This window comes from Pseudonocardia xishanensis (assembly GCF_039541715.1).
Lineage (GTDB): Bacteria > Actinomycetota > Actinomycetes > Mycobacteriales > Pseudonocardiaceae > Pseudonocardia > Pseudonocardia xishanensis.
On sequence record NZ_BAABGT010000031.1, the window covers coordinates 13,142 to 39,099 of the forward strand.

27 protein-coding genes and 1 tRNA gene are annotated in these 25,958 nt (G+C 73.7%); 20 read left to right on the forward strand and 8 right to left on the reverse strand.

Going from position 1 to position 25,958, the window contains the following annotated elements:
- Window positions 1–29: 29 nt before the first annotated feature.
- On the reverse strand, window positions 30–467 hold the full coding sequence (locus tag ABD993_RS12610; RefSeq protein ID WP_345416370.1) for an Lrp/AsnC family transcriptional regulator: 438 nt from the start codon (window positions 465–467) through the stop codon (window positions 30–32).
- Window positions 468–617: 150 nt separating this feature from the next.
- Here ABD993_RS12610 and ABD993_RS12615 point away from each other — a divergent pair, with 150 nt between their 5' ends.
- The 10 genes from ABD993_RS12615 to ABD993_RS12660 all read left to right on the forward strand — a co-directional run bounded on the left by ABD993_RS12615 (window position 618) and on the right by ABD993_RS12660 (window position 12,018).
- A complete protein-coding gene (locus tag ABD993_RS12615) occupies window positions 618–4,001 on the forward strand; it encodes an indolepyruvate ferredoxin oxidoreductase family protein (RefSeq protein ID WP_345416373.1) in 3,384 nt (1,127 codons plus the stop codon).
- A 63-nt stretch (window positions 4,002–4,064) separates the two neighbouring features.
- Window positions 4,065–4,529 carry an alpha/beta fold hydrolase gene (locus tag ABD993_RS12620; protein WP_345416376.1) on the forward strand — a complete coding sequence of 155 codons (465 nt, stop codon included), beginning with the start codon at window positions 4,065–4,067 and terminating at the stop codon, window positions 4,527–4,529.
- Window positions 4,526–5,887: an FAD-binding oxidoreductase gene (locus tag ABD993_RS12625; protein ID WP_345416379.1), complete on the forward strand. Its 1,362-nt coding sequence runs from the start codon at window positions 4,526–4,528 to the stop codon at window positions 5,885–5,887. The genes ABD993_RS12620 and ABD993_RS12625 overlap by 4 nt, the downstream gene beginning before the upstream one ends.
- A gap of 11 nt (window positions 5,888–5,898) precedes the next feature.
- Window positions 5,899–7,218, forward strand: a complete 1,320-nt coding sequence (locus tag ABD993_RS12630; RefSeq protein WP_345416381.1) for an MFS transporter — start codon at window positions 5,899–5,901, stop codon at window positions 7,216–7,218.
- Window positions 7,215–7,763: an alpha/beta fold hydrolase gene (locus ABD993_RS12635; protein WP_345416384.1), complete on the forward strand. Its 549-nt coding sequence runs from the start codon at window positions 7,215–7,217 to the stop codon at window positions 7,761–7,763. Before ABD993_RS12630 ends, ABD993_RS12635 begins: the two co-directional genes overlap by 4 nt.
- Before the next feature lie 65 nt (window positions 7,764–7,828).
- Window positions 7,829–8,500: a RibD family protein gene (locus tag ABD993_RS12640; protein ID WP_345416387.1), complete on the forward strand. Its 672-nt coding sequence runs from the start codon at window positions 7,829–7,831 to the stop codon at window positions 8,498–8,500.
- Window positions 8,497–9,429 (forward strand): zinc-dependent alcohol dehydrogenase, encoded by a 933-nt coding sequence (locus tag ABD993_RS12645; RefSeq protein ID WP_345416390.1) that lies wholly within the window; start codon window positions 8,497–8,499, stop codon window positions 9,427–9,429. The genes ABD993_RS12640 and ABD993_RS12645 overlap by 4 nt, the downstream gene beginning before the upstream one ends.
- 20 nt (window positions 9,430–9,449) lie before the next feature.
- Window positions 9,450–9,848, forward strand: a complete 399-nt coding sequence (locus tag ABD993_RS12650) for a 6-pyruvoyl trahydropterin synthase family protein (protein ID WP_345416393.1) — start codon at window positions 9,450–9,452, stop codon at window positions 9,846–9,848.
- Window positions 9,845–10,999 carry a glycosyltransferase family 4 protein gene (locus ABD993_RS12655; protein WP_345416396.1) on the forward strand — a complete coding sequence of 385 codons (1,155 nt, stop codon included), beginning with the start codon at window positions 9,845–9,847 and terminating at the stop codon, window positions 10,997–10,999. The genes ABD993_RS12650 and ABD993_RS12655 overlap by 4 nt, the downstream gene beginning before the upstream one ends.
- Window positions 11,000–11,130: 131 nt before the next feature.
- The gene (locus ABD993_RS12660) at window positions 11,131–12,018 is read left to right on the forward strand and encodes a lysylphosphatidylglycerol synthase transmembrane domain-containing protein (RefSeq protein ID WP_345416399.1); all 888 of its coding nucleotides are present in this window, start codon (window positions 11,131–11,133) and stop codon (window positions 12,016–12,018) included.
- Here ABD993_RS12660 and ABD993_RS12665 read toward each other — a convergent pair.
- From ABD993_RS12665 to ABD993_RS12680, 4 genes are all read right to left on the reverse strand, one after another.
- Window positions 11,966–14,338, reverse strand: coding sequence for a protein kinase domain-containing protein (locus ABD993_RS12665; RefSeq protein ID WP_345416402.1), 2,373 nt, complete (start codon window positions 14,336–14,338; stop codon window positions 11,966–11,968). The two genes, ABD993_RS12660 and ABD993_RS12665, sit on opposite strands and share 53 nt — an antisense overlap.
- A gap of 32 nt (window positions 14,339–14,370) precedes the next feature.
- Window positions 14,371–14,553 carry a hypothetical protein gene (locus ABD993_RS12670; RefSeq protein ID WP_345416405.1) on the reverse strand — a complete coding sequence of 61 codons (183 nt, stop codon included), beginning with the start codon at window positions 14,551–14,553 and terminating at the stop codon, window positions 14,371–14,373.
- Window positions 14,554–14,986: 433 nt separating this feature from the next.
- Entirely contained in the window at window positions 14,987–15,175 is a 189-nt protein-coding gene (locus tag ABD993_RS12675) for a DIP1984 family protein (protein WP_345416408.1), read from the reverse strand.
- Between the two features lie 552 nt (window positions 15,176–15,727).
- Window positions 15,728–15,815, reverse strand: a tRNA-Leu gene (locus ABD993_RS12680).
- 69 nt (window positions 15,816–15,884) lie between these two features.
- On the opposite strand from ABD993_RS12680, the gene ABD993_RS12685 reads away from it, so the two are divergent.
- The gene (locus ABD993_RS12685) at window positions 15,885–17,201 is read left to right on the forward strand and encodes a M20/M25/M40 family metallo-hydrolase (protein ID WP_345416411.1); all 1,317 of its coding nucleotides are present in this window, start codon (window positions 15,885–15,887) and stop codon (window positions 17,199–17,201) included.
- A complete protein-coding gene (locus tag ABD993_RS12690) occupies window positions 17,201–17,950 on the forward strand; it encodes an SDR family oxidoreductase (protein WP_345416413.1) in 750 nt (249 codons plus the stop codon). Before ABD993_RS12685 ends, ABD993_RS12690 begins: the two co-directional genes overlap by 1 nt.
- A gap of 135 nt (window positions 17,951–18,085) precedes the next feature.
- On the opposite strand, the gene ABD993_RS12695 is transcribed toward ABD993_RS12690, so the two are convergent.
- Together ABD993_RS12695 and ABD993_RS12700 are read right to left on the reverse strand one after the other, a co-directional pair.
- A complete protein-coding gene (locus ABD993_RS12695) occupies window positions 18,086–18,331 on the reverse strand; it encodes a DUF5703 family protein (protein ID WP_345416416.1) in 246 nt (81 codons plus the stop codon).
- A gap of 67 nt (window positions 18,332–18,398) precedes the next feature.
- Entirely contained in the window at window positions 18,399–19,325 is a 927-nt protein-coding gene (locus tag ABD993_RS12700; protein ID WP_345416419.1) for an aldo/keto reductase, read from the reverse strand.
- 67 nt (window positions 19,326–19,392) lie between these two features.
- Between ABD993_RS12700 and ABD993_RS12705 the strand changes: the two genes are divergently transcribed.
- The 5 genes from ABD993_RS12705 to ABD993_RS12725 all read left to right on the forward strand — a co-directional run bounded on the left by ABD993_RS12705 (window position 19,393) and on the right by ABD993_RS12725 (window position 22,853).
- On the forward strand, window positions 19,393–20,214 hold the full coding sequence (locus ABD993_RS12705; protein ID WP_345416422.1) for an undecaprenyl-diphosphate phosphatase: 822 nt from the start codon (window positions 19,393–19,395) through the stop codon (window positions 20,212–20,214).
- Between the two features lie 10 nt (window positions 20,215–20,224).
- The gene (locus ABD993_RS12710; RefSeq protein ID WP_345416425.1) at window positions 20,225–20,911 is read left to right on the forward strand and encodes a histidine phosphatase family protein; all 687 of its coding nucleotides are present in this window, start codon (window positions 20,225–20,227) and stop codon (window positions 20,909–20,911) included.
- 51 nt (window positions 20,912–20,962) lie between these two features.
- On the forward strand, window positions 20,963–21,553 hold the full coding sequence (locus ABD993_RS12715) for a DUF3090 domain-containing protein (RefSeq protein WP_345416428.1): 591 nt from the start codon (window positions 20,963–20,965) through the stop codon (window positions 21,551–21,553).
- Between the two features lie 4 nt (window positions 21,554–21,557).
- Complete coding sequence (locus ABD993_RS12720; RefSeq protein ID WP_345416431.1) at window positions 21,558–22,361, forward strand: SCO1664 family protein; 804 nt, start codon at window positions 21,558–21,560, stop codon at window positions 22,359–22,361.
- 126 nt (window positions 22,362–22,487) lie between these two features.
- Window positions 22,488–22,853: a group I truncated hemoglobin gene (locus ABD993_RS12725; protein WP_345416434.1), complete on the forward strand. Its 366-nt coding sequence runs from the start codon at window positions 22,488–22,490 to the stop codon at window positions 22,851–22,853.
- A 20-nt stretch (window positions 22,854–22,873) separates the two neighbouring features.
- Here ABD993_RS12725 and ABD993_RS12730 read toward each other — a convergent pair whose 3' ends face one another.
- Window positions 22,874–23,293: an RrF2 family transcriptional regulator gene (locus ABD993_RS12730; protein ID WP_345416437.1), complete on the reverse strand. Its 420-nt coding sequence runs from the start codon at window positions 23,291–23,293 to the stop codon at window positions 22,874–22,876.
- A gap of 153 nt (window positions 23,294–23,446) precedes the next feature.
- Here ABD993_RS12730 and ABD993_RS12735 point away from each other — a divergent pair, with 153 nt between their 5' ends.
- The 3 genes from ABD993_RS12735 (at window position 23,447) to ABD993_RS12745 (ending at window position 25,957) form a co-directional block, all read left to right on the forward strand.
- Window positions 23,447–23,581: a hypothetical protein gene (locus ABD993_RS12735; RefSeq protein ID WP_345416439.1), complete on the forward strand. Its 135-nt coding sequence runs from the start codon at window positions 23,447–23,449 to the stop codon at window positions 23,579–23,581.
- Between the two features lie 109 nt (window positions 23,582–23,690).
- A complete protein-coding gene (gene gndA, locus ABD993_RS12740) occupies window positions 23,691–25,127 on the forward strand; it encodes an NADP-dependent phosphogluconate dehydrogenase (RefSeq protein WP_345416442.1) in 1,437 nt (478 codons plus the stop codon).
- A 62-nt stretch (window positions 25,128–25,189) separates the two neighbouring features.
- A complete protein-coding gene (locus ABD993_RS12745; RefSeq protein WP_345416444.1) occupies window positions 25,190–25,957 on the forward strand; it encodes a polysaccharide deacetylase family protein in 768 nt (255 codons plus the stop codon).
- Window position 25,958: the final 1 nt, after the last annotated feature.

The window sequence follows — 25,958 nt, forward strand, 5'->3', positions numbered from 1 at the left end:
CCCGTCCGCCCGGACCCGGCCCGGTCCACTCAGGACCGGTTCCACGCCCCCAGCACGAGCAGCGTCTTCGTGCCCGCGATCGGCCCCGCGTTCCGCAGCCGGTCGATGACCTGCTGCAGGTGCGGGACGTCCCGGACCCGGACCTGGACGAGCGCGTCCGGGTCGCCCGCGATCGTGTAGACGGCCTGGACCTCGGGGACCGTCGTGGCCGTCGCGACGATGTCCGCGACCCCGGTCGTGCCCGCGTAGCGCAGCTCGGTGAACGCCTCGACGCCCCAGCCGAGCCGCCGGTGGTCCACCTGCACGGTGAACCCCGTGATCACCCCGGTCTCCTGCAGCCGGTCGACCCGCCGCTTCACCGCCGCGACCGACAGCCCGACGATCGCCGCCATGTCCGAGTAGGTCCGCCGCCCGTCCTGCTGCAGCAGCGCGAGGAGTCGGTGGTCGATCTCGTCGACGTCCGTCATCGGGGTCCCTCCACGCAAATCTGTGTTGCCGGGAGAAGCATATCCGGATCATCTTTGCGTCTTCGCGGGCATCGACCGGGACTTGCTTGCGTCGCCGCCGTCCGGCCCGGTGCACTGTGGCGACCACCACCACAGCCGACGGAGGCCACGTTGACCGTCCCCACCACGGTGACCCTCGACGACCGTTACACCGCCGAGCACGGCCGCGCGCTCCTCACCGGGATCCAGGCCCTCGTGCGGCTGATGCTGGAGCAGCGCAGGCTGGACGACGAGCGCGGGCTCGACACCCGCGTGTTCGTCTCCGGCTACCAGGGCTCGCCGCTGGGCGGCCTGGACGCCGAGCTGATCCGGTCGAAGCGCTTCCTCGACCCCGCGGGCGTGGTGTTCCAGCCGGGCGTCAACGAGGAGCTCGCCGCCACCGCCGTGGCCGGCAGCCAGCTGCTCGGGCGGGTGCCCGGGCGCAGGCACGACGGCGTCGTCGGGTTCTGGTTCGGCAAGAACCCCGGCCTCGACCGCGCCGCGGACGCCATCCGGCACGGCAGCCTGTCCGGCACCGCCACCCTGGGCGGCGCCGTCGCGATCATCGGCGACGACCCGGCGTCGAAGTCCTCGACCGTGCCCAGCTCCTGCGAGCCGATGGCGCAGAGCCTGGTCATGCCGCTGCTCGCGCCCGGCACCGTCGACGAGATCATCGGGCTGGGGCTGCACGCGGTGGCGATGTCCCGGGCGTCCGGGCTGTGGACCGGCCTGAAGATCGTGGCGGACAACGCCGACGCGTCGGCCACCGTGGACGTCGGCGCCCTGCGCCGCGGCATCCCGCTCCCGCCCACGCAGTCCCGCCCGACCGGCGGGGCGCTGGTCGGGCCCGCCGCGCTGGACGCCGAGCACGACATGCTCACCCGCCGCCTCGACCTGGCCCGCGCCTACGCCCGCGAGACCGGCCTCAACCGCGCCGTCTTCGCGCCTGCGGGCGCCCGGCTCGGCCTGCTCGCCAGCGGCACCGGGTTCGCCGTCCTGCAGCGCGCGCTGGACGACCTGGGGCTGGACGAGGCCACCTGCGAGCACCTCGGCATCCGGCTGATCCGGCTCGACATGCCCTGGCCGATCGACGCCGAGGAGCTGGTCCGGCTCACCGCGGGCCTCGACGAGGTGCTCGTGGTCGAGGACAAGGTGCCGTTCCTGGAGGGGCACCTCAAGGAGTCGCTGTACCGGGTGCCGTCGGCGCCGCTGGTGGTCGGCCGCCGGGACGAGCGGAACCGCCCGCTGCTCACCGCCCGCGGCCAGCTCGGCGCGGAGGACGTCGCCACCGCCCTCGCCGCGCGGATCGGTGCCGACCGGCTGCCCCGGCCGCTCGTCGAGGTGCGCAGGCCCTCGCGGATCGGCCTGCCGATGGCGGGCGCGGCCCGCACGCCGTACTTCTGCTCCGGCTGCCCGCACAACACCTCCACGAAGGCGGCGGACGGGACGCTCGTCGGCGTCGGGATCGGCTGCCACGTCATGGTCGCCCTCGACGGTGCGGGCCGCGGCACCCAGATCGGCCTCACCCAGATGGGCGGCGAGGGCTCGCAGTGGCTGGGGCTCGCCCCGTTCACCGACGACCGGCACTTCGTACAGAACCTGGGTGACGGCACGTTCCATCACTCCGGCTCGCTGGCCGTGCGCCAGGCCGTCGCCGGCGGGGTGTCGATGACCTACAAGCTGCTCTACAACGACGCCGTGGCGATGACCGGCGGGCAGCAGGCCGTCGGGCGGCTCTCGGTCCCGGAGATCGTGTCGCTGCTGCTCACCGAGGGGGTGCGCAAGGTCGTCGTCACCACGGACGACCCGGCGAAGTACCGCGGGACCACGATCGACGTGCGCCACCGGGACGACTTCGCCGCCGTCGAGGCGGAGCTGGCGGAGATCGACGGGGTCACCGTGCTGATCCACGACGACCGCTGCGCCGCCGAGGAGCGCAGGCTGCGCAAGCGCGGGACGCTGCCCACCCCGACCGAGAAGGTCGTGGTCAACGAGCGGGTGTGCGAGGGCTGCGGGGACTGCGGCGAGCAGTCCACCTGCCTGTCCGTGCAGCCGGTGGCCACCGAGTTCGGCCGCAAGACCCGCATCCACCAGCCCTCCTGCAACTCCGACCTGTCCTGCCTCAAGGGCGACTGCCCGTCGTTCCTGCTGGTGGAGCCGGGGACGAGGGCGCCGCGCGCGGTCCCGGCCCTCCCGGTCGCGCTGACCGAGCCCGAGCCGCGGTTCGACGGCGTCGAGACCCTGATCCGGATGCCCGGCATCGGCGGCACCGGGGTCGTCACGGCCTCCCAGATCCTGCAGATGGCCGCGCACCTCGACGGCCGGTTCGCCGCCGGGCTGGAGCAGGTCGGGCTGGCGCAGAAGGGCGGCCCGGTCGTCTCGGACGTCCGGATCGCGAAGCAGCCCGTGCGCGGGGCGCTGCGGGCGACCCGCGGCACCGCGGACGTCCTGATCGGGTTCGACGTCCTCGGCGCGGCCGACGCGAAGAACCTCGCCGCCGCCCGGCCCGGGCACACCGTCGCGGTGCTGAACACCGCGATCGTGCCCACCGCCGCGATGGTGAGCGGGCGGGTGGCCGTGCCCGGGACCGCCGACGAGGCCGTCGGCCGGATCACCGAGGCGGTGGCGGACGTCGTCGCGCTCGACGCGCAGGGCCTGGCCGAGGCGCTGTTCGACGACCACATGCCCACGAACATGGTGCTGCTGGGCGCCGCCTTCCAGGCCGGGGTGCTGCCGGTCTCGGCCGAGGCGATGGAGGAGGCGATCCGGCTGAACGGGGCCGCCGTACCGAGGGTCGGCTCCGCACGCTCCGCCTCCGTCGAGCGGACCCTCGCCGCCTTCCGCTGGGGCCGGGCCGCCGTCCTCGACGCCGAGGCCGTCCGGGCCGCGGTGAACCCGCAGGTCCCGGTGGTGCGGACCGAGTCGCTGGACGAGGCGCTCGCGATCCGGGTCGAGGACCTCACCGGCTTCCAGGACGCCGCGCTCGCCGCCCGCTACGAGACCGAGGTCCGCCGGGTGGCGGAGCTGGGCGGGGAGCGGGTCGGCCTCGCCTACGCCCGCGGGCTGCACAAGCTGCTGGCGTACAAGGACGAGTACGAGGTGGCGCGGCTGCACCTCGACCCGGCCGAGAAGGCCCGCCGGGACGCCGAGTTCGGGCCGGACGCGCGCACCTCCGTGCTGCTGCACCCGCCGGTGCTGCGGGCACTGGGCATGACGCGCAAGATCAGGCTCTCCGGACGCACCGCGGACGTCGCCTTCCGTGGCCTGCGCGCGGCGAAGGGCCTGCGCGGCACCGCGTTCGACGTCTTCGGCTACGCCGGGGTCCGCCGCACCGAGCGCGCGCTGGTCGGCGAGTACCAGGCCCTGGTGCGCGAGGCGATCTCCCGGTCGACGGACGAGGACGCGATCGTCGCCATCGCCGAGCTGGCGGACCTGGTCAGGGGCTACGAGGACATCAAGCTCGCGAACGTGGAGCGCTTCCGCGCCGAGGCGGGCTCGCGGCTGCGCCACCTGTGAGCGGGGGCGGGCCGGAGCACCACCGACCGCGCACGCGCGGCGGAGCCGCCTACGATCCGGCGAATGCGGACCAGTGACGGAGTGACCCTGCACGCGGCGGTGGACCGCCGCTCGCACGGGCTGTCCGAGGCCCCGGCCTTCGGCCACCGGATGTCCCGGCACGGCAAGGACCTGCGGGACGCGCTCGACCAGCTGGACCTCGGCGAGGTCGTGCACGTCGGACAGTCCATGGGCCGACGTGATCTGGGCCTTCGGGGACCTCTTCGGCACCGCGGGCGTGCGGGGGTCGTGACCGTGGACCAGACGCCGCGCATGACGAACACCGAGGACCGGCCCTACGGCCTCCACGGCCCGACCGACGAGAACTCCGGCACCTTCTTCGCCCGGGTCATCCCGGACACCGGCCGCGGGTTCACCCGCGCGCAGGCCACCCCGGCGCTCGTCCGACTGATCGAGAAGGCGGGGCCCGCGGCCGCACCGAGCCTGCCGCCCGTGACCGAGGCCCTGCTCTTCCCTGGCGAGCTGTGACGATCCTCGAGGAGCTGGACCTCCCGGCCGAGCGGGTGCTCACCGATCCGGACGTGACCTCGTCCCTGGCGCACGACGAGGCCGAGTGGGCCCCGGCGGGCAGGCCGCTCGCGGTGGTCCGCGCGATCACCCCGGAGGAGGTCCAGGCCGTCGTCCGGGCCTGCTTCGCGCACTCCGTCCCGGTCGTCGCGCGCGGCGCGGGCACGGGGCTCTCGGGCGGGGCGAACGCCGTCGACGGGTGCGTGGTGCTCGCGCTGGACCGGATGGACCGCGTCCTGGAGATCGACCCGCTGGAGCGGCTCGCCGTCGTGCAGCCGGGGGTCGTCAACGACGACCTGCGCGCCGCCGTCGCCGAGGAGGGGCTCTGGTACCCGCCGGACCCGGCCAGCTCGCCGTGGTCGACGATCGGCGGGAACGTCGCGACCAACGCCGGCGGACTGTGTTGCGTGAAGTACGGCGTGACCAGGGACTACGTCCTCGGTCTGCAGGTGGTCACCGGCACCGGCGAGCTGGTCCGGCTCGGCCGCCGCACCGCCAAGGGCGTCGCGGGCTACGACCTCGCGGGGCTGATGGTCGGGTCGGAGGGGACGCTCGGGATCGTCACCGAGGTCACGGTGAAGCTGCGCCCGCTTCCGCCGCCCGCGATCACCGTGGCGGGGTACTTCTCGTCCATCGTGGACGCCGGAGAGGCCGTCGCGGCGAGCGCCGCCGCCGGTCTCACCCCCGCGGCGCTGGAGCTCGTGGACAAGCACTGCCTCGAGGCCGTGGACGACTGGAGGAACATGGGCCTGTCGGTGGAGGCCGAGGTCGTCCTGCTGGCCCGGCTGGACGAGCCCGGCGCGGCGGGCGAGCGGGCCGCGGCCCGCATGGTCGAGTGCTTCGAGGGGGCGGGGGCGACGTTCGCCGTCCAGTCCACCGACGAGGCCGAGTCCGAGGCGCTGTTCGCCGCCCGCAGGCTCGCCTACCCCGCGCTGGAACGGCTCGGCCCGGTGCTCACCGAGGACGTCTGCGTGCCGAAGGCGCAGGTCCCGGAGATGCTCGCGCGCATCGAGCGGACCGCGCAGCGGCACTCCATCACCATCGCCAACATCGCCCACGCCGGGGACGGCAACCTGCACCCTCTGCTGATCGTGGACCACGGCGACGAAGCCGCGCGGGCCCGGGCCCAGCGCGCGTTCGACCAAATCGTGGCGGACGCGCTGGCCCTCGGCGGGACGGTGACCGGCGAGCACGGCGTCGGGCTGCTCAAGAAGCCCGGGCTGACCGCGGAGCTGGGCCCGGCGGTGCTGGACCTGCACCGCTCCGTCAAGCACGCGCTCGATCCCCGGGGCATCCTCAATCCCGGCAAAATCTTCTAGAAGGAGCCGCCATGTCCTCCGACACCGCCGTCGGTCGGGACGAGCAGCTGGTCCGCTCTGGTGTCCGCCGGGCCGGTCGCCGCCTCATCCCGCTGCTGATCCTGCTGTACTTCGTGAACTACCTCGACCGGGTCAACATCGGCTTCGCGGGTCCGAACGGGATGAACGAGGAGCTGGGGCTCTCCGCCACGATGTTCGGCGTCGCGGCGGGCGTGTTCTTCATCGGCTACCTGCTCCTCGAGGTGCCCAGCAACCTGCTGCTGCACCGCTTCGGGGCCCGCCGCTGGATCGCCCGCATCCTGGTGACCTGGGGGATCGTCGCCACGGCCATGGCGTTCACGCCGAACCCCACGGTGCTGATCATCCTGCGGTTCCTGCTCGGCGTGGCCGAGGCGGGCTTCTTCCCCGGGATCATCCTGTACCTGACGTACTGGTTCCCGGCCGGGCAGCGTGCCCGGATGACCGCGTGGTTCATGACGGCCGTCCCGATCTCCACCGCCCTCGGCGCGATCGTGTCCTCGCTGATCATCGCGCACGGCGACGGCTGGTTCGGGCTCTCCGGCTGGCGGGTGATGTTCCTGGTGGAGGGCATCCCGGCGATCCTGCTCGCCGTCGTCGTCTGGTTTCTGCTCACCGACCGCCCGTCCGTGGCGACGTGGATGCCGCAGGACGAGCGGGACGCCCTGGAACGGGCCGTCGCGGCCGAGGGCGCCGAGGTCTCCGACGCCGGGCCGAAGTCGGTCCTCGGGGCGCTCAGGAGCCCGCGCGTGCTCGCGCTGAGCTGGGTGTACTTCGGCGTCGTCTACGGCCTGTACGCGCTGAGCTTCTTCCTGCCGACGATCGTCAAGGGCTTCGCCGCGCAGTACGGCAGCACGTTCACCACGGTCCAGCAGGGCCTGATCACCGCGGTCCCGTACGCCGTGGGGCTGGTGGCGATGATCCTCTGGACCCGCCGCTCCGCGAACCCGACGGTCCGGGTGGCGGTGCCCGCGCTCGTCGGCGGGCTGTTCATCCCGATCGCGCTGTACATGAGCAACCCGTGGCTCGCGATGGTCGCGGTGACCATCTGCGCCTGCGGCGTGCTCGCCGCGCTGCCGGGGTTCTGGTCGCTGCCCACCGCGTACCTCACCGGGGCCGCCGCGGCGGCGGGCATCGGGCTGATCAACTCGCTCGGCAACCTGTCCGGCTTCGTGGCGCCGTACGTCACCGGCGCCCTGTCCGACGCGACCGGCGACAACCGGCTCGGGATGTGGGTGGTCGGGGCGGCCATGATCTCGGCCGCGATCGTGACCTGGCTGTTGCGCTCGACCCGGGGGAGGTCCCGCTCGTGAAGCTGAGCGCGACGGTCCACGGCGACGGCCTCCGACGGGTCGCGCTGGTCCACGGGCTGGGCGGGTCCGGGAAGACCTGGCGACCCCTGGTCCGGCGGATCCTGGCGCTGGGCGGCCGCTCCGTGGTCACCGTGGACCTGCGCGGGCACGGCACCCTGGGGCTGCCCACGAGCCATTGGTCCCGGGTGGCCCCGGCGGTGACCATGGGCGCCGTGGCGCTGGCCGCCATGCCGGGGCGGGCGCGGATCCGCGCGCGGTTCGCGCCGGAGGACCAGGCCCTGGTGGACGAGGCCGAGGCGGGCATGGCGCGCGGGGTGATGATCGACACCTTCCGGGACCTCACGCACCATCCGCTCGTCCCCGGCCCGGCACCGGTGCCGTCGACGGTCGTGCTGTCCGCGGAGGGCTCGACCGTGGTGCCGGACGCCGTGCTCGCCGAGCTGGTCGGACACGGCTGGGAGGTCCGGCGGGTGCCCGAGGTGCACCACGATTTCCACCTCGAGGACGCCGACGCCACCTTCGCGGCGATCCGGGACCTGCTCTAGGCCGAACGGCCGAGTTGTCCACCGGCCGGTGTCTCTCAGGGTTCGGAGAGGGCACCATCGGACGGGTGCGCCCGTATGTGATCGCCTCCGCGGCAGTCTCCCTCGACGGGTACATCGACGACGTCGGGGCCGCCCGCCTGATGCTCTCCGACGACGAGGACCTCGACCGCGTGGATGAGGTCCGGGCGTGGGCGGACGCGCTGCTGGTCGGCGCGGGCACGCTGCGCGCGGACGACCCGCGGCTGCTGGTGCGCTCGGCGGAGCGGCGGGCCGCGCGGGTCGAGGCGGGCCGGCCGCCCTCGCCCGCCAAGGTCACGCTGACCCGCTGCGGCAAGGTCGACCCGGGCGCGCGGTTCTTCACCGCGGGGGAGACCGAGCGCTACGTCTACACCTGTGACCGCACGGTGCCCCGGGTGCGGGCCGCGCTGGGGTCGGTGGCGACGGTCGTCGGGGCGGGGGACCCGCTGGACGTCCACCGGCTGCTCGCCGACCTGCGCGACCGCGGGATCGAACGGCTGATGGTCGAGGGCGGCTCCGCGGTGCACACGCTGTTCCTGTCCGCGGGGGTGGTCGACGAGCTGCACGTCGTCTACGCGCCGTTCTTCGTGGGGCAGTCGGCGGCGCCGCGGTTCGTCAACGCGGGTGTCTTCCCCCAGGGCCCGGACAACCGGATGACGCTGGGCAAGTCCCGACAGATCGGCGACCTGATGTTCCTGCAGTACTTCCCGCAGCCGTGAGGGCGCTCTGGCTGACCGCGCCCGGCTCGCTGGAGCTGCGGGAGGGCCCCGACCCGGTGCCCGGGCCGGACGAGGTGCTGGTCCGGACCCTGCACACCGGGATCAGCCGGGGGACCGAGGCGCTGGTGTTCCGCGGCGGGGTGCCCGCCGCGCAGGCCGCGGAGATGCGCGCGCCCTTCCAGGAGGGCGAGTTCCCGGCGCCGGTGAAGTACGGCTACCTCAACGTGGGCCTGCTGGAGTCCGGGCAGCCGGTGTTCTGCCTCTACCCGCACCAGGACGTCTACGCGGTGCCCGCGGCGGCCGTGGTGCCGGTGCCCCCGTCCGTCCCGCCCGCTCGGGCCGTGCTGGCCGGGACGGTCGAGACCGCCGTCAACGCGCTGTGGGACGCCGCGCCGCGGGTGGGGGACCGGATCGCCGTCGTGGGCGGCGGGATGGTCGGCTGCTGTGTGGCCGCGCTGCTCGCCTGCATCCCCGGGGTGCGGGTGGAGGTCGTCGATCCGCTGGACCGGTCGGTGGTCGCGGCGTGGGGGGCGCGGTGGGTCCTTCCCGGGGCGGCGTCGGGGGAGTGCGATCTGGTCGTCCACACCTCGGGGACGTCCGCGGGCCTGCAGCAGTCGCTGGAGCTGCTCGGCGTGGAGGGCGAGGTCGTCGAGCTGTCCTGGTACGGGGACCGGCCGGTCACCGTCGCGCTCGGCGGGGCGTTCCATCCGCGGCGGCTCGCGGTGCGGTCCTCACAGGTGGGGATGGTCGCGCCCGCCCGACGGGCGCGGTGGAGCTACGCGGACCGGATGGGCCTCGCCCTGCGGCTGCTGGCGGACGCACGGTTCGATGAGCTGATCACGGACTCCGTGCCGTTCGCGTCCCTCCCCGAGGTCCTCCCCGGGATCCTGGGTGAACCGTCCGGCCTCGGAGTCCGTGTGGACTACTGATCGGCTCTGACGGAGGTTCCATGTTCGGCATCACGGTGCGCGACCACATGATGGTCGCCCACAGCTTCACCGGCGAGGTCTTCGGACCGGCGCAGCGCCTGCACGGCGCCACGTTCGTGGTGGACGCGACCTTCCGCCGCCCGTCGCTGGACTCGGACGACCTGGTCGTCGACATCGGCCTCGCCGCGCAGGCGCTGAAGGCGGTGCTGGCCGAGCTGACCTACCGCAACCTCGACGACTTGCCCGAGTTCGCGGGCCGCAACACCTCCACGGAGTTCCTCGCCCAGGTCGTGGCCGACCGGCTGGCGGGCCGGATCGCCGCGGACGAGCTGGGCCCGGGTGCGCGTGGCCTCACGGAGCTGGTGGTGACCCTGCACGAGTCCCACATCGCCTGGGCGACCAACGAGAGACCGCTGTGATCGCGGTCCTCCCGGCGGACGTCGACGACCCCACCCGCCCCAGCGGCGGCAACCTCTACGACCGCCGCCTCCTGACCTCCTGGCCCGCGGCCCCTCCACTCCCGACCCCCCAGTCCTGCACTTCCGCCGTCCGAGTCGGACACCACCGAGCCGCGAGTCCCCCACCCCCGACGCCCGAGTCCCGCACTTCCCGCGCCCGGGTCGGACACGCCGACGGGGAGCGGCCGACGGAGATCCTCGCCGCGGGCGGGTGGCCGTATCCGTCCGCCGCCGACCTCGCCGCGCTGGGTGCCGCGCTGGCGGCGGTGCCCCGCGGCGAGACGGTCCTGCTGGACGGGCTGGTCGCCTGCGCGTCCCCGTCGGTGGTCGTGCCGGAGGCGGCGCGGCTGCGGCTGGTCGTGCTCGTCCATCTCCCACTGGGCGACGAGGCGGGCGCCGACCCGGTCCTGGTGCACCGGGAGCGCGAGGTCCTGCACGCGGCCGCGGCGGTCGTGGCCACGAGCGGGTGGTCGGCGCGGCGGATCGCGGAGGTGCACGGACTCGAGCGCGTGTGCGTGGTGCGGCCGGGCACCGACCCGGCCCCGGTCGCGTCGGGTTCGGGGGGCGGTGGGCTACTGTGCGTCGGCTCGATCACCCCGACCAAGGGACAGGACGTGCTGGTCCGGGCCCTGGCGCGGATCGCGGACCGGGAGTGGCGCTGCAGCCTGGTCGGGCCGGTGGACCGCTCGCCCGCGCACGTCACGCTCGTCCGGACGCTGGTGGCGGACCACGGCCTGGCGGGTCGGGTCTCGCTGACCGGTCCGCTGACGGGCGCCGCCCTGGACGAGGCCTACGCCGCCGCCGACCTGCTGGTCCTGCCCTCGCGTGCGGAGTCCTTCGGGATGGTGCTGGTGGAGGCGCTGGCCCGCGGGATCCCGGTCGTCGCGTCCGAGGTCGGCGGGGTGCGCGAGGCGGTCGGCGGGACCCCGCCGGACGGGGTGCCGGGGCTGCTCGTCCCCCCGGACGACCCGGCGGCCCTCGCCGCGGCCCTCGCCGCCCTCCTCGACGACCCGCACCGGCGTGCGAGCCTCCGCCGTGCCGCCCTGGCCCGCCGCGACACCCTGTCCACCTGGCCCGACGCGGCCGCCGAGATGTGCGAGGTCCTGGCATGAGCACCACGATCCCTCCCCGCACGTTTCGTGCTCCCAGGGCTGTCGACAGTGCACGGGATCAGCGATCTCGCCGCGCTGAGCGCACGAAACGTGTGCTGGGCGCGCTGCTCGGGCATCGGCACGCGCGGACGGTGCTCGCGGTCGTGCTGCTCGGGGTCGTGCTGTGGCGGCTCGGGGCCGGGCCGTTCCTCGACGGGATCCGCTCCGTCGACCTGCCCGCGGTCCTGGCGGCGCTCGGCATCGGGGCCGTGACCACGGTTCTCGGCGCCTGGCGGTGGGTCCTCGTGTCCCGCAGCCTGGGGATGCCCCTGCGGCTGCGGCCCGCCGTCGCCGACTGCTACCAGGCGCTCTTCCTCAACACCGTGCTCCCGGCCGGGGTGCTGGGAGACGTCGGGCGGGCGGTGAAGCAGGGCCGCGAGGTCGGTGACGTCGGCCGCTCGGCGCGCGCCGTCATGATCGAGAAGGCCGCGGGACAGATCGTGCTGGTGCTGGTCGGGGTGGTGGTCCTGGCCGTGGAGCCCGCCGTGCTGCGGGTGCTGGGCGTCCCGCCGCAGGTGTGGGGGCCCGCGTCGGGGATCCTCGGACTCAGTGCCGCGGCCGCCCTCGCCGTCCCCCGGCTGCGGAGTGCGCTCGCGACCCTGGCCGCGGACGTCGTGCGGTCCCGGAGGGCCTGGGCGGGCGCGGCCGCGCTCTCGCTGCTCGCCCTGGCCGGGTACGTCACGCTGTTCGTCGTCGCCGCCCGCAGCGTCGGCGCCACCGCGCCCGTCGCGACGCTGCTCCCGCTGCTGCTCGTCGCGCTGCTCGTGATGGGTCTGCCGGTCAACCTCGGGGGCTTCGGCCCCCGCGAGGCGGCCGCGGCCCTGGTCTTCGGCGCCGTCGGGCTCGGGGCGGCCCAGGGGCTGAGCAGCGCCGTCGCCTACGGGATCCTGACCATGGTCGGCACCCTGCCGGGCGCGCTGGTGCTGGTCAGCCGGCGGTGGTGTCGAGCACCATCACCTCGCCCGCGTTCAGCAGCGTGACGTAGGCCTGCCTGCCGTTGGGCAGCATCGACACGCTGGTCGGCGACGGCGCCGGGATGGTCGCCGTGACCCGGCTCGTGGTGGTGTCGATGACCGAGACGGAGTTGCCGTCGACGTTCGCGGTGTAGAGGTAGCGCCCGTCCGCGGTGAACGCGATGTCCTGCGGCTTGAGCCCGACCGGCACCGTCGCGGTGACCGTGTTCGTGGCCGTGTCGATCACCGAGACCGTGCTGCTGTCGAAGTTCACCACCGCGAGCCTGCTGCCGTCCGGGGAGAGCGCCGTGCTGTGCGGGCTGGCCCCGACCGGGATCGTGGTGCGCACGGCGTTGGTGGCGACGTCCAGCACCGACACCACGTTGGACTCGTGGTTCGCGGTGTACAGGGTCTTCCCGTCCTTGCCGAACACGACCCAGTGCGGGTTCTTCGGCACGTCGACCTTCGTGACGAGCTGGTCGGTCGTCGTGTCGATCACGTCCAGCTGGCCGTCGTCGTGGCTCGGAACGTAGAGCAGCCTGCCGTCCGGCGTGGTCGCGGAGGCGAACGGCCGCGTCCCGACGGGGATCGTGGTCAGCACGGTGTTCGACGCCGTGTCGAGCACGCTGACCCGGTTCACCGTCTTGTCCTTGTTGTAGATGCTCACGTACGCCCGGCTGCCGTCCGGGGAGAACGAGACGAACTGGGGCGGCCCCGAGGGGATCAGGATCGTCGCCGTCACCTGGTTGATCTTGGTGTCCAGGACCGTGACGACGCCGGCGTCCCGGTTCGCGATGTAGGCGAAGCGCCCGTTCGGCGCGACCTCCAGGAACCCCGGCGTGGAGCCGACCGGGATCGTCCCGTTGACTGTCGGCACGGCGATGGCGGGCGCGATCGCCGCACCGGTCTGCCCCGCGGCGGGCACGGCCGGGTTCTGCGCGACGGCGGGCACCGCACCGGCCGCAGCGGGGGCGGCGGCCCCGTGGTCGTGCTCGGCGGCGGCGGCGGGGGCCGCGGGGGCCGCTGGGGCCGCGGAGTTCCCGAGGGGCCGGACGACGACCAGGACGACCACCGCCGCGATGATCGCGGCGAGGATCGGCGTGCCGATGAGCGCGATCCTCCGCCCACGACCCGACTTCGGGGCGTTCAACGGCGGCGGTGGCGTCCCGGCGCCGATGATCACCGTTCGGTCCGGGTCCTCCGGCGGGGCGCCCGCGGTGAGCCGGACCGTGGCGTCCGGGTCGGGCGCGGCGCCCGAGCCGTCCGTCGACACGCCCCCGCCGACCGGGGCGGCCGAACCCTCGGAGACGGCGGGACCGGTGGGCTCGGCGGACGAAGGGGACGGAGCGGCGTCGGTGACCGGGGACTCGGCGACGCCCGACCCGGCGAGCGCGGCTTCGGGGACGACCGGCTCCACGGTCGGGGGCAGCGCGGTGGGGACGAGGGCGGGCACGGTGTTCTCCGGAGCCGACGGGGGCGGCGCCACCACCGACGGCACGGTCCGGTCGGACGACCGCGGCCGGGCCACCGCGCCGGACCGCAGCGACTCCTTCGCGGCCGCGGCCAGCGCCGTCGGGGTGGGGAACCGGCCGTCGAGCGACTTCGCCATGCCCTGGGCCACGACGTCGTCGAGCGCGGCGGGCAGCTCGGGCCGGGCGTCGGTGACCCTCGGCGGGTCGGTGTAGAGGTGGTTGAACATCAGCGATGGGAGGTCGTCGCCGGGGAACGGGCCCGTCGCGGTGAGGCACTCGAACAGCAGGCAGGCGAGCGAGTAGACGTCCGTGCGACCGTCGACGGCCTTGTTGGTGAACCGCTCGGGCGCCATGTAGTCGAGCGTCCCGACCGTCACCCCGGTCAGCGTCACCGACGTGCGCGCCGTGCCGATCGTCCGGGCGATCCCGAAGTCGACGACGTAGACGAACCCACCCGGCGTGACCAGCACGTTCGACGGCTTGATGTCCCGGTGCACCAGTCCGTCCGCGTGGGCGGCCTCGAGCGCCTCCGCGACCTGCCCGACCACGGCGACCGCGTCCTCGGGGTGCATCGGGCCGAGCCGCTCCAGCCGGGTGCGGACGTTCTCGCCGTCCACCAGGCGCATGTCGATGAAGAGCCTGCCGTCGAGCTCGCCGTAGTCGTGGATCGGGATGACGTGCGGCTCGCGCAGGCGGGCGGCGACGTGGGACTCCCGCTTGAACCGGCGCAGGAACTCGGGGTCCTTGGCCAGTCCCTCCGGGAGCAGCTTCAGGGCGACCATCCGGTCCCGCTGGGTGTCGTAGGCGCGGTAGACCTCACCCATCCCGCCGACGCCGAGCAGTTCCTCGATCCGGTAGTGCCCGACCTGTTCCACGAAGAGCCTCCCCGACCCACGCCTGTGACCCATCAGTCGAGCGAGCGGCGGCGGACGTTAGCCCCCAGGCTGCCGCGGTGCCCGGGCAGCCCGCCGTCCGCCGGGACGGGGACGGCCGACTCGTCCGGAACGTCCTCCGGGACCGCGACCAGCTCCGCGGTGAGCCGCTCGTCGTAGCCGGTCACGGCCGCGAAGGCGCGGTCGACGGCGGCCACGCACGGCGTCCTGGGCGGTGGGCATCGCGCCGAGCACCGGGGTCAGCCGCATCGCGAGCTCGGTCGTGACCGGGTAGAAGATCCGCTCCGCGCCGTTGCCCCGGTTCGGGACGAGCAGGTCCATGTCGTCCAGCACGCGGGCCCGCGGGCTTCCTCAGCCGCCAGTTGTGGAGGAAGAGGTCGGTGTAGGAGGCGTCCGCCCATGGTCGCGCCCGCGCTCAGCACGGCTCCAGATCGGGAACCAGGGCCCGGATCAGGTCGTCCTCCGGGAGCCGGCCGACGAAGGCGTCGTCGGTACGGGGCTGCGCCGTGCACGGCGGAGTCGAACCGCCCACGCTGCCCTTCGCGTGCCAGGCATGGAGGCCGGATTTCACCCGCCGGCCGCCCGGGCTCGTGCACGCCCCGCGTCCGGGTACCTGCTCACCCTCCCCGGTCAGTCGACCAGCTCCACCGTCCAGTTCGCCTGCTGCACGGCGGTGTCCAGCTCCCGGAGCTCCTTCGCGACGTCGTCCGCCCGCCTCCGCAGCTCGCCCACCGGGAGAGCCGAGACCTGCCTCAGCTCGGAGCGCAGCTGCCGGAACCCGCCCGCGCCCGCCGCGGCGTCCGCGGCGGCGACGAGCACGGAGTGCGCAGCGCGTCCGGGTCCAGCACGCGGGCGTGCTGGACGAGGTCTCGTTCCAGCGCTTCGTGATGGTCGGCGATGAGGTGGGCGGGTAGGGCGGCGAGGGTGCGTTCGATGACCTGGGCGTGGTCGAAGGAGATCTCCGCCGACGCCAGTGCCTGGCTGGCGTTCGAGCCCCTGTGTGATGCCACCTCCGTCGTTTCGGCGGCGCAGCACGGCACGGGCTGCGCCCGGGCCGCCGCCTCCGCGTCGAACCGACGGCCGAGGACGGAAGCCGGCGGCCCGGGTGGGGTCCGCGCTGCCCTCCGGGGCCGGAAGGACGGAGGTGGCGAGGCCCTCTCCGGAGCGAGGCCCCCCGGAGGGCGGTGGTCCGTCACCCTCACCCGCCGACGGGGCCGTCCGACGCGCGCAGGTGCAGGATTCACCCGTCGGGGGTGGGCTGGATCGCACAGTCGAGGTGCCCGGCGAACCCGCGGGTGGTGAAGTCCATGCCGAGCCGCGTCGGAGCCTCGGCGTCGGTGACCGCGCTGCCGTACCGCCGGAAATCGATGGTGGTGTCCGAGGGGGGACTTGAACCCCCACGCCCGTTAAAGGGCACTAGCACCTCAAGCTAGCGCGTCTGCCATTCCGCCACTCGGACCTCACCGGGGCACGCCCGGTGCGACTCCGGAATCATAGCGGGCCCCTCGCGGGTGGTAGGAACTGGGTCATGACCGGCCCCCAGAGCGCCGCGGACGAGGTCGTGCAGATCTGCTCGGACCTCATCCGCATCGACACGTCCAACACCGGCGACCCCGCGACCGTGGTCGGTGAGAAGGAGGCCGCGGACTACGTCGCAGGGAAGCTGACCGAGGTCGGCTACGAGGTCGAGGTGCTCGACTCCGGCGCCCCCGGGCGCAGCAACGTCTTCACCCGGCTGAAGGGGGCGGACCCGTCCCGCGGTGCCCTGCTCGTGCACGGCCATCTGGACGTCGTGCCCGCGGAGCCCAGCGAGTGGTCGGTGCACCCCTTCTCCGGTGCCGTCCAGGACGGCTTCGTCTGGGGCCGCGGCGCGGTGGACATGAAGGACATGGTCGCGATGACGATCGCCGTCGCGCGGCAGTTCAAGCGCGAGGGGTTCGTGCCGCCGCGGGACATCGTGTTCGCCTTCCTCGCGGACGAGGAGGCGGGCGGCGCCTACGGGTCGCAGTGGCTGGCGAAGAACCGGCCGGACCTCTTCGAGGGCTGCACCGAGGCCGTCGGGGAGGTGGGCGGGTTCTCGCTCACCCTCGCCGAGGACCAGCGCGTCTACCTGATCGAGACGGCCGAGAAGGGCATGGCGTGGATGCGCCTGCGGGCCAAGGGCAAGCCCGGCCACGGCTCGTTCCTGCACGACGACAACGCCGTCACCATCCTGGCCGAGGCGGTCGCGCGGCTGGGCAACCACCGCTTCCCGCTGGTCATGACGGACACCGTGCGCGCCTTCGCGGACGAGATCCGGGCGCTGACCGGCATGGAGTTCCCCGACGAGGACATCGAGGGCGCCTTCGCGAAGCTCGGCCCCGTCGCGCGGATGGTGGGCGCCACCGTCCGGGACACCGCGAACCCGACGATGCTCTCCGCCGGCTACAAGGCCAACGTCATCCCGTCGACGGCGGAGGCGACGGTGGACTGCCGGGTGCTGCCCGGTCGTCGGGAGGCCTTCCTGGCCGAGGTCGACGAGCTGCTGGGCCCGGACGTCGAGCGCGAGTGGATCCAGGACCTCCCCGCGCTCGAGACCGAGTTCGACGGCCCGCTGGTCGAGGCGATGGCCGCCGCCCTGCGCACCGAGGACCCGACCGCGAAGACCGTGCCCTACATGCTCTCCGGCGGCACGGACGCGAAGGCCTTCACCGACCTGGGCATGCGCTGTTTCGGGTTCGCCCCGCTGCGGCTGCCCCCGGACCTGGACTTCGCGTCGCTCTTCCACGGCATCGACGAGCGCGTCCCGGTCGACGCGCTGGAGTTCGGGGCGAAGGTCATGGACACCTTCCTGAGGAACATCTGATGGTCGCGCTGGTGACAGGGGGTGCGTCCGGCATCGGTGCCGCCGCCGCCCGCAGGCTCGCCGCGGCCGGTGAGCACGTGGTGATCGCGGACCGCGCTCCCGCCGAGGAGCTGGCGGCGGAGCTCGGCGGCACCGCGCTCGTCGCGGACGTCACCGATCCCGCGGCCGTGGCCGCGCTGGTCGCGCGGGCCGAGGAGATCGGCCCGCTGCGGACCGTGCTGCTCAACGCGGGCATCACCGCGGGCCAGTCCGGCGTCGAGGACATCGACCTGGCCGGCTACCGGGCGATCATGGGGGTGAACCTGGACCACGTGATCTTCGGCACCGCCGCCGCGGTGCCTGCGCTGCGCCGGGCCGGGGGCGGCCGGATCGTGGCGACGGCGTCGCTGGCGGGGATCGTCGCCATGCCGGGGGACGCGCTGTACACCGCGACCAAGCACGCCGTCGTCGGGTACGTGCGGTCGGCCGCGCCGACGCTGGCCGCCGAGGGGATCCGGATCAACGCGGTCTGCCCGGGCTTCGCCGACACCCCGCTCATCGCAGGCGCCAGGACCCAGTTCGGCGACTTCCCGCTGCTCACGGCAGAGGACGTGGCGGACGCGATCGACACGATCCTCGATCGCGGGGAGCCGGGGGAGTGCTGGTTCGTCCAACCCGGCCGCGAGCCCGCCCCCTACGGCTTCCGCGGCGTCCCGGGCCCGAAGGGCGCAGGCGCCCCGCCTGCCGTGGACTGGCAGTCCGGCCACTGACGCTCGGGGTCCCCAAGCGCCACGCAGCGACGCTCGGGGACCCCGAGCGTCAGTGGCCCGCGGTGCTTGGGGACCCCAAGGGTCGGTCACTGGTGCTTGGGGTCCCCAAGCACCAGTGGGGGCCGGCGGGGCCGGTCAGTACGAGAGCTCCGGGAGCATGCGGTTCGTGCGCTTGCGGCGCAGCCACACCTTGCGCACCCCGCCCGGGTAGAGCCGGACCCTCGACAGCTCCCACCCGCCGTACTCGGCCTGGATCGCCAGCCGCACCGCCGCCGTCAGGCGCGGGACGTCCCCGTCGATGCGGAGGGGGCGGTACTCCCAGTCCCCCTCCACCGTGATTTTCCCGTCGGGATCGACAGTCTCCACCGAACCGGTCGCCACCGGTCACCTCCCGCCGTACTCGCACGTCCCCGGGTGAACCCGGAGTCACCCGCCACCATACGACGTCTCAGGGGGCGCTGACATCGTCCAGCGCGGCCCGGATCTCGGGCGGCAGCAGCACCGTCTCCGTGGCGAGCGAGGCGGTGAGCTGCGCCGCGTCCCGTGCCCCGACCACCGCGGCCGCGACCCCGGGCCGGTCCCGCACCCACGCCAGGGCGACGGCGAGCGGCGAGGTCCCGAGCCCGTCCGCGGCGGTGAGCACGGACTGCACGATGCGGGCGCTGCGCTCGTTCCGCCGGGCCTCGACGTACGGGGCGAGGGCCGGGGAGCTCCCCCGGGAGTCCGCGGGGGTGCCGTCGGTGTACTTGCCGGTGAGGACTCCGCGACCCAGCGGTGCCCAGGCCAGCAGGCCGAGCCCGTGGAAGCGGGCCGCGGGCAGCAGCTCGCGCTCGGCGGCCCTGTGCAGCAGGGAGTACTCGGCCTGGGCCGCCACGGGCAGCACGAGGTTGCCCACCCCGCGCGCCCGCTCGGCCACGGTCGCGAGCTGCCAGCCGGACGGCGCGACGAGCCCGGCGTAGCGCACCTTGCCCGCCAGCACCGCGACCTGGACCGCGGACAGCGTCTCCTCCAGCGGGACGTGGGCGTCCCAGCCGGGCAGCTGCCAGAGATCGAGATGGTCCGTGCGCAGCCTGCCCAGCGTGGCGTCGAGGCCGTGCAGCAGGGAGCCGCGGGCCGAGCCCTCGGGGGTCCCGCGGGCGGCGACGACCAGGTCCTCGCGCGCGACGAGCCCGGCGGCCAGGTGGTCGCCGAGGACGGACTGGGCCGCCCCGTCGCCGTAGACGTCCGCGGTCTCGACCAGGGTCCCGCCCGCCTCGACGAACGCGAGCAGCTGCTCGCCCGCCGCGTCGGCGTCGGTGTCCGCGCCCCAGGTCATCGTGCCGAGGCCGACCCGGGAGACCTGCAGACCGGATCCCCCCACCCTCCTGCGCTGCACCCGCCGAGCGTGCCATCCGGGGGTGTGCGGCGGGTGCCCGACCCCACCCCCGCTACGGTGACGCCCCGTGAGCTGGCTTGAGGTCGTCGTCCTGGGTCTCGTGCAGGGCCTCACCGAGTTCCTCCCGATCTCCTCCTCCGGGCACCTGCGGATCGTCTCCGGGGTGTTCTTCGGCCACGACCCGGGCGCGGCCTTCACCGCGGTGACCCAGATCGGCACCGAGGTCGCGGTGATCGTCTTCTTCGCCAAGGACATCGGGCACCTGGTGGCGACCTGGTTCCGCGGCTTCCGGGATCCCGAGGTGCGGGCGAGCCAGGACTACCGGATGGCCTGGATGGTGATCATCGGCACCATCCCCATCGGCGTGCTGGGCGTGCTGTTCAAGGACCAGATCGAGACGGTCGCGCGCAATCTCTGGCTCATCGCCACCACACTGATCGTGTTCGGTGTCCTGCTCGGCCTGGCCGAGCGGTACGGCACGCAGCGGCGTTCGGTCGAGAAGCTGACCATGAAGGACGGCGTCATCCTCGGCTTCGCCCAGGCGATGGCTCTGATCCCCGGGGTCTCGCGCTCCGGGGGGACGATCACCGTCGGACTGTTCCTCGGCCTGGAGCGCGCCGCGGCGGTGCGGTTCTCGTTCCTGCTGGCCATTCCGGCGGTCTTCGCCTCCGGCCTGTTCACCCTGCCGGACGTCTTCGCGGGGGACGGGCCCAGCCCCTTCCAGATGATCGTCGCGGTGGTCATCGCCGGCGTCGTCGGGTACGCGGTGATCGCGTGGATCCTCAAGTTCGTCGAGAAGAACACCGTGTACGTGTTCGTGGCCTACCGGATCGCGCTGGGCGCGGCCCTGCTGGCGGCACTCGCGATCGGCGCCGTCTCCGCCACGTAGGGTCGACGGCGTGACCACCCTCATCCTGCTCCGGCACGGCCGCTCGACGTCGAACACGTCCGGTGTGCTCGCAGGCCGCAGCCCCGGGGTGGAGCTGGACGAGAAGGGTCGCGAGCAGGCCGAGCGGGTCGTGGAGCGGCTGGCGCCGGTCCCGCTGGCGGCGATCGTCACCTCCCCGATGACGCGCTGCGTCCAGACCGTCGAGCCCCTGGCGCAGGCCCGCGGGATGACCCCGGTCCTGGAGCCGGACATCACCGAGGTCGACTACGGCGACTGGACGAACCGCGAGCTCAAGGAGCTGGCGAAGGAGGACCTCTGGAAGGTCGTCCAGGCCCACCCGTCCGCCGCGGTGTTCCCCGGCGGCGAGGGCCTGGCCGCCATGCAGGCCCGCGCGGTCGCCGCCATCCGCCGTCAGGACCTGCGGATCGCGGAGGAGTTCGGGCCGAGCGCGGTGTGGGTCGCCTGCAGCCACGGGGACCCGATCAAGTCCATCGTGGCGGACGCGCTGGCCAGCCACCTGGACAACTTCCAGCGGATCGTCGTGGACAACTGCTCCATCTCGGTGATCACCTACACACCCACGCGGCCCTTCGTGGCCCGGGTGAACGACGTCGGCGGGGACGTGGCGTCGCTGATCCCCAAGCCGGACGAGAAGCCCGCCGAGGAGGCCGTGGTGGGCGGGTCCACAGGGGCCTAGGGGCACATCGGCGTGCCACGTCCGCGCGCGTGGCCTACTCTGGGTTTCGCCATGTCACGCGTCATCCATGTCTTCCGCCAGCCCGAGCGGTTCGTCGCCGGGACCGTCGGTGAGCCCGGCGACCGGGCCTTCTACCTCCAGGCGATCGAGGAGGCCCGCACGATCAGCGTGCTGTTGGAGAAGCAGCAGGTCTCCGTGCTGGCCGAACGCATCGAGGCCCTGTTGGCCGAGGTGAGCCGCCGGTTCGGGGGCGCCGAGGCGGAGGCGGACCCCGCCGTGTCGTCCTCGGACAACGACCCGCTCGCCGTGCCGCTCGAGGAGGAGTTCCGGGTCGGCACCATGGGCCTGGGCTGGGACTCGGACTCGAAGTCCATCGTGGTCGAGCTCCTCGCGGTCACCGAGGAGGAGATCGACGAGTCGGTGGTGCTGGACGACACCGACGAGGGGCCGGACGCGCTGCGCGTGTTCCTGTCCCCGACGCAGGCCAGGGCCTTCGCCGACCGCGCCGAGAAGGTCGTCTCCGCCGGTCGCGCCCCCTGCCCGCTGTGCGCCGAGCCGCTGGACCCGGAGGGCCACGTCTGCGTGCGGCTCAACGGGTTCCACCAGCGCTCGCCGATGGGCGGCGCCGAGGCGGCCGAGTAACCACTTGGCCGGTCCCGACCTGCGCGATCCCGCGGTCCTCGACGTGCTCCGACGGGGCCGGATCGAGGTCACCGGCCGGATGGTCGCCGCCTCCAACGCCACCCTCGTCGGCACCGTGTCCGCGGCGGGCTGCACCTTCGAGTGCGTGTACAAGCCGGTCCGCGGCGAGCGGCCGCTCTGGGACTTCCCGGACGGGACGCTCGCAGGCCGCGAGGTCGCCTCCTACCTGGTCTCCGAGGCGGGCGGGTTCGGCGTGGTGCCGCCGACAGTGCTGCGTGACGGCCCCTTCGGCCCCGGCATGGTCCAGGCCTGGGTGGACACCGAGACCACGGACGACCTGGTGGACGTGTGCGCCCCCAAGGAGGTCAAGCGCGGCTGGAAGCGGGTCCTCCGTGCCAGGGACGACGACGGCGCCCCCGCCGTGCTCGTCCACTCGGACGACCAGCGGCTGCGCGCGATGGCCGTGTTCGACGTCGTCGCCAACAACGCCGACCGCAAGGGCGGGCACGTCCTCGCGGGGGACGACGGCCGGGTCTACGGCGTGGACCACGGGCTCACCATGCACACCGAGGACAAGCTCCGCACGGTCCTGTGGGGCTGGGTCGGCGAGGAGCTGACCGAGGTGGAGATCGAGCGGCTGTCCGTCCTGCGCGCGCAGCTCGAGGGTCCCCTCGCCGAGGAGCTGGGCCCGCACATCACGCTCTCCGAGATCCGGGCGCTGACGGAGCGGGTGGACCTGATGCTCGCCGTCCCGCTGTTCCCCGAGCCCTCCGGCTACGGCCCCGCCATCCCCTGGCCCGCCTTCTGAGCGGGCCTCACCGTCGGCTCGCAGCCGCCGTGAGGAAACCTTCACTCCGAGCGAATATTTCGATCATCCGCCGTCCCTAGGTTCTGTCCTGCGCGCGTACCACCACACGAGCGAGAGGGCACAACCATGAGCATCTACGACGAGATCGGCGGCGCGGCCGCGGTCTCGGCCGCGGTCGAGCAGTTCTACGAGCGAGTCGTCGCGGACCCCGAGCTCGCGCCGTACTTCGACGGCATCGACCTGGCCCGGCTCAAGGGGCACCAGCGCATGTTCATCGCGGTAGCGCTGGGCGGGCCCGAGAAGTACGTGGGCCGCTCGATGGGTGAGGCGCACGCCCGGCTGCACATCCTGCCCGCGCACTTCGACCTGGTCGTGGGGCACCTGGTCGCCACGCTCGACGGGCTCGGCGTCCCGCAGGAGACCATCGGCCGGATCGGGGCGAGCCTCGCCCCGCTCAAGGCCGAGATCGCTCCCGGAGAAGCGGTGGCGTGAACCGGGCCTGGTTCGTCCCGTCAGGCCGAGCGCGGTCCGAGCAGCCGCAGGATGGGCTCCTGGACCAGGTCACCGACGGTGACCGGGTCCAGGGTGCGGAAGAAGTTCTCCTGGGCTTCCCGCAGCAGCCCGCGCAGGCTGCAGGCGGAGCGCAGCGGACAGGGCGGGTCGTCCTCGCAGCCGACGACGTCCCCGACGCCCTCGAGCTCGCGGGCGAGCGCCCCGAGTGAGCTGGCCCGGCCCGCCTCGGAGAGCGAGAGGCCGCCGCCGCGGCCCCGGCGGGCGTCCACCACGCCCAGCTTCTGCAGCCGCGCGACCACCTTCACCGCGTGGCTGTAGGTGACCGCCACCGAGTCCGCGACCTGACGTGTGGTCAGCTCCTCCTCGGGCCCGGCCACTGCCAACCTCATCAGGATCCGCAGTGCCAGGTCGCTGCTCATCGCCAACCGCACGGTCTCAGCCTAGGCGTACGCGGCCGGTCCGGCAGCACACCCGGCGCGTCGGGGCGGCTCCGGGCGGTGGGCGGGGCCGAGATCAGCAGCTTTGCCTACGCCCGTCCGCGTCTGGTCCGACCGCCTCCGCGCGGTGACCCTGTGTGCAGGGACGGAGTGCGCCGGGCACTGCCCGCCGAGCCGGGGGAGTGGCTGCGGCGGTCGTCCTCGGTCGCCGTCGCGGCGCACCGCGGGCTCGCGGCGCCGGTCCGCGCACTGTGGACCGCCGGGCGGTAGCGGATCACACCCGGGGGGTCGCCGTCGGCGGCGCCCGCGCGGCAGGATGGGCCCGGAGAGTCCGGCGCCCACGCGCGGCGCCTCGGCGACAGCGAGGGAGCATTCAGCCATGGCGGAGAAGAGCCGGATCGGTGTGACCGGCCTGGCGGTGATGGGGGCGAACCTGGCCCGCAACATCGCGAGCCGCGGGGTGCCGGTGGCCGTGCACAACCGCACGTACGCCAAGACCGAGCAGTTCATGGCGGACTACGCGTCCGAGGGGGACTTCACGGCGTCGGAGTCCGTGGCGGACTTCGTGAACTCGCTGGAGACCCCGCGGAAGATCATCGTCATGGTGAAGGCGGGCAAGCCCGTCGACGGGGTGATCGAGGAGCTGACCCCGCTGCTCGACCAGGGCGACATCATCATCGACGCGGGCAACTCGCACTTCCCGGACACCGTGCGCCGCACCGCCGAGTGCGAGGCGAACGGCCTCCGCTTCATGGGCGTCGGCGTGTCCGGCGGCGAGGAGGGCGCGCTGCTCGGGCCGAGCATCATGCCCGGCGGCGACCCGGCCGCCTACGAGGAGGTCCGCGAGATCTTCGAGTCGATCGCGGCGGTCGTGGGCGGCACCCCGTGCGTGGTGCACGTCGGGCCGGGCGGGGCCGGGCACTACGTCAAGATGGTGCACAACGGCATCGAGTACGCCGACATCCAGCTGATCGCCGAGGCGTACGACCTGCTCACGAACGTCGCGGGGCTCGACGCGCCCGCCGTCGGGAAGATCTTCGAGGAGTGGAACACCGGGGACCTCGACTCGTTCCTGATCGAGATCACCGGCAAGGTCCTCGCCCAGACGGACGAGAAGACCGGCAAGCCGCTCGTCGACGTGATCGTGGACCAGGCGGGCCAGAAGGGCACCGGCACCTGGACGGCGATCGACGCGCTGAACCTCGGCATCCCGCTGACGGGCATCACCGAGGCCGTGTTCGCGCGCGGGCTCTCGGCGCTGCGCTCCGAGCGTGCGGTGGCCGCGAAGACCCTGGCGGGCCCGAACCCGGCCAAGGAGGCGGACGACGAGTCGCTGGTCGAGGACATCCGCCAGGCGCTCTACGCGTCCAAGGTCGTCGCCTACGCACAGGGCTTCGCCCAGATGCGCGCCGCGTCGGTGGAGAACGACTGGGGCCTCAAGCTGGGCGAGATGGCCACCATCTGGCGCGGCGGCTGCATCATCAGGGCGCGGTTCCTCAACCGGATCCGCGAGGCCTACGACGAGCACCCCGACCTGGACAACCTGCTGATGGTCCCGTACTTCACCGAGGCCGTCGCGAACGCGCAGGACGCCTGGCGCCGGGTGATCGTCAAGGCCACCGAGCAGGGCGTGCCGATCCCGGCCTTCTCGTCCTCGCTGAGCTACTACGACGGGTACCGCCGCGAGCGGGGCCCGGCCAACCTGATCCAGGGCCTGCGGGACTTCTTCGGCGCGCACACCTACAAGCGGATCGACACCGAGGGCAGCTTCCACACGCGCTGGGCCCAGGACGGCACCGAGGTCCGGACCGACTGACGGGGACACGCGCTCTCCACCAAGGGGAGACCAAGAAGGCGGGTGCTCTAGGGTCCGTCGTCGTGCAGGGGGAGAGGGCCGGGACGTCCCGGCGGGCGGTGCTCGCCGCCGCGTGGGCGCTGCCGGTCCTCGCCGCCTGCTCCACCGGCACCCCCGCGGCGCCGACGTCGCCGCCGCGCGCGACCGCGACCCCGCGGCCTGCGCCGCCCACCCCGACCGCGCAGGCCGCCCCGCCCACCGGCGAGGTCGAGCACGCGTCCACCGGTCGCCCCGAGGTCGCCCTCACCTTCCACGGTGCGGGTGACCTCGGGCTGGCCCGGCAGGTCCTCACGGCCCTGCGGACCGGGGGCGCTGCGGTGACGGTGCTCGCCGTCGGGACCTGGATCGAGCAGCACCCGGACGCGCCCCGGATCGTCACCGACCTGGGCCACGAGCTGGGCAACCACACCTACGCGCACAAGGACATCGACTCCCTCGGCACGGCGGCCGCGCGCGCGGAGATCGAGCGGTGCCGGGACCTGATCGCGGCCGCGACCGGTGGCCCGGGGGCCTTCTTCCGGCCCTCGCAGACCCAGCACGCCACGGCCGAGGTCCGCAGCCTCGCCGCCGCGGCGGGCTACCCGACGGTGCTGTCCTACGACGTCGACTCCCAGGACTTCACCGACCCCGGGGTCGCCGCGATCCGGCGCAACATCGACACCGCGACGGCGGGCAGCGTGGTGAGCATGCACCTCGGTCATCCCGGGACGCTGCAGGCGATCCCCGGGGTGCTCGCGGACCTGGCGTCCCGGGGGCTGACCCCGGTCACGGCGACCAGGCTGTTCGGCTGAG

What these genes read in the sequence shown, in the direction of transcription:
- ABD993_RS12650 (WP_345416393.1), top strand. Translation starts at nt 9,450, where the DNA reads ATGTTCGGCATCACGGTGCGCGACCACATGATGGTCGCCCACAGCTTC.
- ABD993_RS12620 (WP_345416376.1), top strand. Translation starts at nt 4,065, where the DNA reads ATGCGGACCAGTGACGGAGTGACCCTGCACGCGGCGGTGGACCGCCGC.
- ABD993_RS12715 (WP_345416428.1), top strand. Translation starts at nt 20,963, where the DNA reads ATGTCACGCGTCATCCATGTCTTCCGCCAGCCCGAGCGGTTCGTCGCC.
- ABD993_RS12630 (WP_345416381.1), top strand. Translation starts at nt 5,899, where the DNA reads ATGTCCTCCGACACCGCCGTCGGTCGGGACGAGCAGCTGGTCCGCTCT.
- ABD993_RS12690 (WP_345416413.1), top strand. Translation starts at nt 17,201, where the DNA reads ATGGTCGCGCTGGTGACAGGGGGTGCGTCCGGCATCGGTGCCGCCGCC.
- gndA (WP_345416442.1), top strand. Translation starts at nt 23,691, where the DNA reads ATGGCGGAGAAGAGCCGGATCGGTGTGACCGGCCTGGCGGTGATGGGG.
- ABD993_RS12725 (WP_345416434.1), top strand. Translation starts at nt 22,488, where the DNA reads ATGAGCATCTACGACGAGATCGGCGGCGCGGCCGCGGTCTCGGCCGCG.
- ABD993_RS12730 (WP_345416437.1), bottom strand. Translation starts at nt 23,293, where the DNA reads ATGAGCAGCGACCTGGCACTGCGGATCCTGATGAGGTTGGCAGTGGCC.
- ABD993_RS12685 (WP_345416411.1), top strand. Translation starts at nt 15,885, where the DNA reads ATGACCGGCCCCCAGAGCGCCGCGGACGAGGTCGTGCAGATCTGCTCG.
- ABD993_RS12610 (WP_345416370.1), bottom strand. Translation starts at nt 467, where the DNA reads ATGACGGACGTCGACGAGATCGACCACCGACTCCTCGCGCTGCTGCAG.